Origin of the sequence: Streptomyces phytophilus, assembly GCF_013870535.1 — a bacterium.
GTDB lineage: Bacteria > Actinomycetota > Actinomycetes > Streptomycetales > Streptomycetaceae > Streptomyces > Streptomyces phytophilus.
The window spans coordinates 1-7,132 of the sequence record NZ_JACBXC010000204.1 but is presented as its reverse complement, the minus strand read 5'-3'; the positions used below and the strand labels follow the sequence as shown (position 1 = coordinate 7,132).

Below are 7,132 nucleotides of genomic sequence, written 5' to 3'. Positions count from 1 at the left end.
GTCCGCTCGACGTGCTGCGCGCCGGCGGTTCCGGGCTGCGCTCGCGTCCCATGCGGGTGTTCCTCTCCGCGCTCGGCATCGCCATCGGCATCGCCGCCATGACCGGCGTCGTCGGCATCTCCACGTCCTCGACCGAGGAACTGGACCGCAAGCTCGACGCCCTGGGCACCAACCTGCTCACCGTCGCGCCCGGAGAGAGCTTCGGCGGCGGCCAGGCCCGACTGCCTCCGGAGGCCACCGAGATGATCGGCGGCATCGCCCCGGTCCAGTCCGTCTCCGCCGTCGGCCTGACCGAGGCCCGCGTCTACCGCAACGACCGCATACCGGCCGAGGAGACCGGCGGCATCGGCGTCTACGCGGCACGCACCGACCTGCCCGCGACCGTCGGCGCCCGGATCACCGCCGGACGCTGGCTGAACACCGCCGACATCGGCTACCCGGCCGTCGTACTCGGCCCCGACGCGGCGGCCCAACTCGCCGTGCACGCCGCCGGCCCCGACGTACAGGTCTGGCTGGGCGAGCGGTGGTTCACCGTCGTCGGCCTGCTCGCCCCCACGGAACTGGCGCCCGAACTCGACGCCGCCGCCCTCATCGGCTGGCCGGCCGCGGAGCAGGAGGTCGGCTTCGACGGCTACGCCACCACGCTCTACACCCGCACCGACGAGGCCGCCGTGACAGAGGTCCAGGCCGTGCTCGGCGCCACGGCGAACCCGAAGGAGCCGACCTCCGTCGAGGTCTCCCGCCCCTCCGACGCGCTGGCGGCGAAGGAGGCCACGGACGACGCGCTGAACGGGCTCCTGCTCGGACTCGGTGCGGTGGCGCTGCTGGTCGGCGGGGTAGGGGTGGCCAACACCATGGTCATCTCGGTGCTGGAGCGGCGCGCGGAGATCGGCCTGCGCCGCTCGCTGGGCGCCACCCGCGGCCAGATACGCACCCAGTTCCTGTGCGAGTCGCTGCTGCTGTCCGCCCTCGGCGGGGTCGGCGGGGTGCTGCTGGGCATCGGCGTCACCGCCGGCTACGCCACGTACCAGGGCTGGCCCGCCGTCGTACCCCTCTGGGCGATAGCCGGCGGTGTCGGCGCCACCCTCGCCATCGGCGCGCTCGCGGGCTTCTACCCCGCCGTCCGCGCCGCCCGCCTGCCGCCGACCGAAGCCCTCGCGGCCACGTGAGCGGGGCACGGGTACGAGGAGGCCCCGGCGACCGCCGGTCGTCAGGGCACGGACGTGAGGAAGGTCAGGAGGGCGGTGGCGAGTTCGGCCGGGGCGTCGAGCGGGGCGAGGTGGCCGGCGTCCGGGAGGGTGTGCAGCCGGGCGCCGGGGATGAGCGCGGCGAGTTCGTGGCCGCGGGGGAGCGGCACCCAGCTCGTGTCGTCCTCGCCCCAGCAGATGAGGACCGGCAGGTCGATTGCGGAGTAGCGGGGCTGCATGGCGTCCGTGTAGCGCCGGTCGTCGAGGCGCTGGGTGAGCTGGCGGTAGAACGCCGCGCGGCCCGCTTCGCCCAGCCACGGGCCGACCAGCCTGTCGAGGTCGGCGGGGTGGAGTCCGGGGCTGCTGGCGGACTGCACGTACTCGCGCACCACCGCTTCGTGCACCGGGAGCGGGAGCCGGGCGAAGACGTCCGCATGCGCACCGACCAGGGCAGAGAAGGGGCTGCCCCAGGGCGGCAGGGAGACGGCGTCGACCAGGGCGAGGGCGCGGTAGCGGGCGTCGCGCAGCAGATGGGCCCCGAGGGCGACGGCCCCGCCGGAGTCGTGCGCGGCCACCAGGGGCCGGGCCAGGCCCCAGTGGTCGAGGAGGTCGGTGAAGACCCCGCTCATCGCGTCCAGGGAGAGGTCCTGGCCCACGGTCGACTCCGAGCCGCCGTAGCCGGGCATGTCCCAGACGTAGACCTGACAGCGGTTGGCCAGCGCCCGGGCGACGGGACGCCAGACGTACGACGAGAACGGTGTGCCGTGCAGCAGCACCAGGGGCTCCGCGTCCGGGTCGCCGAGTCGGTCCCAACGGACGACGCCGGAGGTGCTTTCGAAGGTGCGGGACAGGTGCCAGGCAGCCATCCGGCCACTGTAGGCGCAGGCGTCCGGGAGACGGCACAGCCCGGTGGGGAGCCGGGCGCCGCGCCGGCGGGCCGAGACTTCCGGCGGGGAGTACCCGCCACCGTACGAGAGGAGTATCGCGATGATCCTGCGTGACTGGGGCGCCACCGCCACCCCCGAGGGCGCCGGGGAGTACGCCCGGCACTTCACGGGCGCCGTACTGCCGCGGCTGCGTACGCTGCCCGGCTTCCACTCGGCCTTTCTGCTGACCCGGACCGACGCGCGGCTCGTACGGATACGCGTGCTGACCGTGTGGGAGTCCTACGCGGCCGTACGCGCCCTCACCGGCCCCGACACCGCCGTCGCCGCGGTCGAGCCCGAGGCCCGGTCCGTCCTCCTCGACTACGACCGCACCGTCGAGCACTTCGAGATCGCCGACCTGCCGCCGGCGGCAGGAGCCCCAGGTCCCGGATGATGCGCCGGCGAAGCGCGACACCCGGAGCAACGCGGCGCGTGGCCCGGACCGGCGCGGGTACACACACCTTCCGCGAGCTGGAGGAGGCGTCATGCCCGAGGCCCGGGGCGCCGTCGTCACCGGAGCCGACTCAGGTATCGGACGGGCCACCGCCGTGCGACTGGCCGGGCAAGGCATGGACGGACGTACGCGACAAGGACCGTCCCGGCGTCCCGCTGAACCGGCCGGGAGACGCCCGCGAGGTCGCCGCCGTGATCGCCTTCCTCGGTACGCGTGTCCGTGACCGGGTCGGTGTCTGCTACTCCCAGGGGCAGGCTAGGTGTCGAGAGTCTGCCTACCCTCGATCGCATGAACGACAGCACGCACGGCACGTCCCTCGGTGAGTTCTTGTCCACGCGTCGCGCGCAGTTGAAGCCGGCGGACGTGGGGTTGCCGGACTACGGGGACCGGCGGCGCGTGCCGGGGCTGCGGCGTGAGGAGCTGGCCCAGCTGGCCGGTGTCAGCGTCGCCTACTACATCCGGCTCGAACAAGGGCTGTCCCTCAACGCCTCGCCGCAGGTCCTCGACGCGCTGGCCACCGCCCTGCGGCTGGACGACGCGGAGCGGCACCACCTGCACACCCTGTCCGGCGACGCCCGGCAGAGCCGCCGCCGGCTCCCGGCCGAGCGTGTCACCGCGGCGGTGCGCCAACTGGTGGATTCCTTCGGGGACTCACCCGTGGTCGTCGTCGGCCGGCGCTCGGACGTCCTGATGTGGAACCGTGCCGGGCATGCGTTGTTCGCCGGGCATGTGGCCCCGGACAGTCCGGATCAGGCCGCCACGCGGCCCAACACCGCCCGGCTGGTATTTCTGGACGCCCACACCCGCGACCTGTACGTGGACTGGCCCAGAAAGGCACGGGACGTGGTGGGCAAGCTGCGGCAGGCGGTCGGCGAATATCCGAACGACCCGCAGCTGGCGTCCCTCATAGGCGAGTTGACCATGCGCAGTCCGCAGTTCGCCACGCTGTGGGCCGAGCAGCGGGTGCGCGCCTGGGACATGGCCGAGTACCGGATGCGCCACCCGATGATCGGGGAGCTGGACGTGCTCCAGCACTCACTGTCCGTGCCCCGTCAGCAGGGGCTGCGGGTGGTGGTGACGACGGCTGCGCCGGGCTCCGCCGCTCAGGCTGCCCTGCAGTTGCTCAACCAGACCCTCCAGCCCTCCGCGGACAGGCCGGCCGCCACCGGCTCCGCCGACGGCACCCGGGCACACGTCGTTCCTCCCGTGCACTCCTGATTCGCCCGACCGGCCGACGGCGGTAAGTCCGCAGTCCGCTCAGAGCGTTACACCCCTGGCCCGAGGACGGCAGAAAAGTGCCGCGGGCCCGGTCACCCGCGCCTTTCTGCGCCATCCGCCGGAAAACAGCTCTCGCACGTACCTCCCGACTCCCGACTCTCCAGAGGAAACAAGGACGATGAAGAAGACGAAGCAGAAGATGGCCATCGCGGGTGCCGCACTTGTCGCTGCCGCGGCCACCGGGACGGCACTGGCCGCGAACGGCTCCTCCGATGCCTCCGCCTCCGCCTCCGTATCGAGTTCCGGTTCCCAGCAGAGCAGGCAGAAGACGCCCCTGCCCATCAAGGCCGACGGGCCGAACGTCTTCCCGCACTCGCTGGACTTCGACGCCCGCTCGAAGACGTTCTTCGCCGGCTCGCTGAGCCAGGGCAAGGTCTTCGCCGTCAGTCCGGACGGAAAGGTACGCACCTTCATCGACGACCCGGAACTCGTCTCGGCGCAGGCCGTCCACGTCGACCGCGAGCGCGGCCGCGTCCTGGTCAGCAATGTGGACTACGGCACCGCCGACCGTTCCCGCAAGGACGCCCCGTTCCGCGTCGCCGGCGTGGGCAGCTACGACCTGGCCACCGGGAAGCAGCAGTGGTGCACCGATCTGACGGCGATCACCCTCGACGGCAAGCAGCACCTGATCTCCGACGTGACGGTGGCGCCCGACGGCACCGTCTACGCCGTGGATGAGCTGACCCCGACGGTGTACCGCATCGACACCGAAGGCCGCGCCTCGGTCTTCCTCCGGAGCGACCTGCTCCAGGGCGACTTGGACATCCCTGACTTCCTCGACGATGTCGGCATGTCAGCGGTGGAATGGGTGCGGGGAAACCAGCTGATCATCGCCATGGCCGACGGCTCCCTGGTACGGGTACCCGTACAGCACCCCGAAAAGGCGCAGCCGGTGAAGCTCGCCGCGCCGCTGGCGTCCCCGGCGGCCGGCATGCGGCTGCTGAAGGACGGCTCGATCACGGCGGTCAGCAGTGGTCTGCTGTCCGGCAAGCCCGCCCGGATCCAGCACGTGGAGCCCGGCGACGGCTGGAAGGAAGCCACGGTGACGGTCACCGACACCGTCAAGGATCCCGTCACCAACGACGTGACCGCGGGACCGCGCGGCACGGCGTACGCCCTCAGCGGCGGGCTGGCCGACCTCCTCGCGGGCAAGCCCAACGACGGATTCACCCTGACCCCCGTCAAGACGGGCTGAACCGGCAGCCACCGGCGCGGTTCGGGACCCGCTCGCGGAGCCGCAGGGGGTCGGCTGCGCGTGCCCGGGACGGCGTTGTTCAACGCCGTCCCGGGCACGCGCATGAAGAGAGGGATCTCCGCGGCCTCCACACCCCGGCCGACCGCGCGGCTTCCTCCCTCGCCCCGAACGAAACCATGCTGACCAGCAGAAATAAACGAACCAGGCGCGGCTGGGATACGGCTTCCCATTCAGCTACCCGGCGAGATCGCGGAACAGACCCTCAAGGTCCTGTTCGCCGTCCCGGGTCTGGGCGCCGTTGGCCAGCCCGGCGCCCATGAGCTGTGCTGTGGCGGGGCGAAACACGAGTCCGGCCCAGGCGTCGTTCTCCCGCACCAGGCCATCAGCATGATCGCGGAGGACGATGGCGCGCTTGGCTGCCGCGACGACGCCACCGGGCAACGCGGCGATGTTACCGGCGAGGCGGTCGACGAAGTCGTCGAGCCGGTCGGCGGGGACCGCCCGGTTGACCCAGCCGTACCGCTCGGCGGTCTCGGCGTCCATCAGGTCGGCGCCGAGCACGATCTCCAAGGCACGGTTACGGCCGACGCGCTCGGTGAGGTACTGCGTGCCGCCGCCGCCGGGAACGATGCCCATGAGGGCTTCGATCTGGCCGAGCCCGGCCTTGCCGATCGCCGCGAACGCCATGTCCGCGGCCACGACGAACTCGGCTCCGCCGCCGCGCGCCTTGCCTGCGAGCTTGACGATGGTCACCTGAGGCTGGCGGCGCAGCTGCTCCCCCATGGCCTGGAAGACGTTGACCCCGTCCGGCAGGTCGGCCATGAGTCCGGCGAGGGCGTCCGGGGTGGCGGTCATGTCGACGTGGGCGAGGAAGAAGTCCGGGTCCGCGCTGTCGAACACGATGACGCGTACGGTGTCGTCGCCGGCCAGCGTGGCGAGCAGGCGCCGCACATCGGTCATCACCGCGACGCTGAGGACGTTGACCGGCGGGTTGTCGATCGTGACGTGCGCGACTCCGTCTTTCCGGCTGACCCGCAAGGTCTGGTAGGCGTCGTGGCCCATGGCTTTCTCCTAGGTATCTGGCAGAACCCCGGTTCCTGTTGTATACCTACCGTGAAACCGTCTTTGACCTGCGTCAATAACGCACTTCAGGCATCCTAGGGATCGTGGAGGATACCGCCATGGCCACTTCTGAGGCCGTCTACCGGGCCATCGGTGAGCACGACGTGGTGTTTCGGCCCGACTGTCCGAGTCGGCCGATCCTCGATCAGATCGCCGACAAGTGGTCGATGATGGTGATGGCGGTCCTGGTCGAACCACGCAGGTTCAACGAGATCAAGCGCCGCCTTGAGGGCATCACGCAACGCGTCCTCACGCAGACCTTGCGCCGGCTCGAACGCAACGGGATGGTCGAGCGCCGCGTGCTGCCGACCTCGCCGGTAGGCGTCGAATACTCGCTCACCTCCCTCGGCGAATCCTTGCGTGAGCCGTTCGCTCGCCTCTACGACTGGACCGTCGCGAACGCCTCCGAGATCCAGGCACGCCAGCGCGACTTCGACCGGAGAGCCCCGCGCTGACACCACGGCCAGGGCATGCCAGCGCACATGATGGCTGAATTTGCCGGTGATCAGCCTCGCCTGCTGACGGTAATCTTGGCTGGTCACAGGCCGCGTCGGCGCGTTCGTGCAAGTCGGTGCCCCGTCGTGATCACTTGCTCCACGCATGGCAGGAGTCGCCGACCACCTCCATGAGGACCACCGGCGGTACCGCCTGGGCAATGCCGTAGGAAAAGGGGAGGGCTCATGCTGGAGTCGGGCATCACCGGTGTGGTGGTGGGCTGGTTATGCCGGCGCGCGGCGATGCTGGCCGGGCGGACCGTGTCCGATGCGCTCTCCGTACCGGAAGAGGCGCAGGAGACCGTGGACACCGCCGTGGATGCCGTGCTGGAGCGGCTCGACGGGGACACCGCGTGGCAGCAGGCGCAGCGCGAGGCCGCCGACCCGGAGCGTGAGGAACTGCCGGAGCGGACGCGGCAGCGTCTCGAACTGGCCGTGGCGGACCTCGTCGAGGCGGATACGCGGCTGGCGGATGT

The 7,132-nt window shown here is 71.2% G+C and carries 8 protein-coding genes; 6 read left to right on the top strand and 2 right to left on the bottom strand.

Annotated elements, in window-relative coordinates:
* A partial coding sequence (locus H5J30_RS12490; protein WP_258563280.1) for an ABC transporter permease occupies positions 1–1,169 on the top strand: 1,169 nt, incomplete at its 5' end.
* 41 nt (positions 1,170–1,210) lie between these two features.
* On the opposite strand, the gene H5J30_RS12485 is transcribed toward H5J30_RS12490, so the two are convergent.
* Complete coding sequence (locus H5J30_RS12485) at positions 1,211–2,053, bottom strand: alpha/beta fold hydrolase (RefSeq protein WP_181787506.1); 843 nt, start codon at positions 2,051–2,053, stop codon at positions 1,211–1,213.
* Between the two features lie 121 nt (positions 2,054–2,174).
* On the opposite strand from H5J30_RS12485, the gene H5J30_RS12480 reads away from it, so the two are divergent.
* From H5J30_RS12480 to H5J30_RS12470, 3 genes are all read left to right on the top strand, one after another.
* Positions 2,175–2,507, top strand: coding sequence for an antibiotic biosynthesis monooxygenase family protein (locus H5J30_RS12480; RefSeq protein WP_181787505.1), 333 nt, complete (start codon positions 2,175–2,177; stop codon positions 2,505–2,507).
* Between the two features lie 348 nt (positions 2,508–2,855).
* Positions 2,856–3,785: a helix-turn-helix domain-containing protein gene (locus H5J30_RS12475; RefSeq protein WP_181787504.1), complete on the top strand. Its 930-nt coding sequence runs from the start codon at positions 2,856–2,858 to the stop codon at positions 3,783–3,785.
* Between the two features lie 178 nt (positions 3,786–3,963).
* The gene (locus H5J30_RS12470) at positions 3,964–5,040 is read left to right on the top strand and encodes a hypothetical protein (RefSeq protein WP_181787503.1); all 1,077 of its coding nucleotides are present in this window, start codon (positions 3,964–3,966) and stop codon (positions 5,038–5,040) included.
* Positions 5,041–5,274: 234 nt separating this feature from the next.
* Here the strand turns inward: H5J30_RS12470 and H5J30_RS12465 are convergent, their stop codons facing one another.
* Entirely contained in the window at positions 5,275–6,102 is an 828-nt protein-coding gene (locus H5J30_RS12465) for an enoyl-CoA hydratase/isomerase family protein (protein ID WP_181787502.1), read from the bottom strand.
* A 119-nt stretch (positions 6,103–6,221) separates the two neighbouring features.
* On the opposite strand from H5J30_RS12465, the gene H5J30_RS12460 reads away from it, so the two are divergent.
* Positions 6,222–6,617 (top strand): winged helix-turn-helix transcriptional regulator, encoded by a 396-nt coding sequence (locus H5J30_RS12460; RefSeq protein ID WP_181787508.1) that lies wholly within the window; start codon positions 6,222–6,224, stop codon positions 6,615–6,617.
* A gap of 225 nt (positions 6,618–6,842) precedes the next feature.
* Positions 6,843–7,132: hypothetical protein (locus tag H5J30_RS12455; RefSeq protein WP_181787501.1), on the top strand; the 290-nt coding region annotated here is incomplete at its 3' end.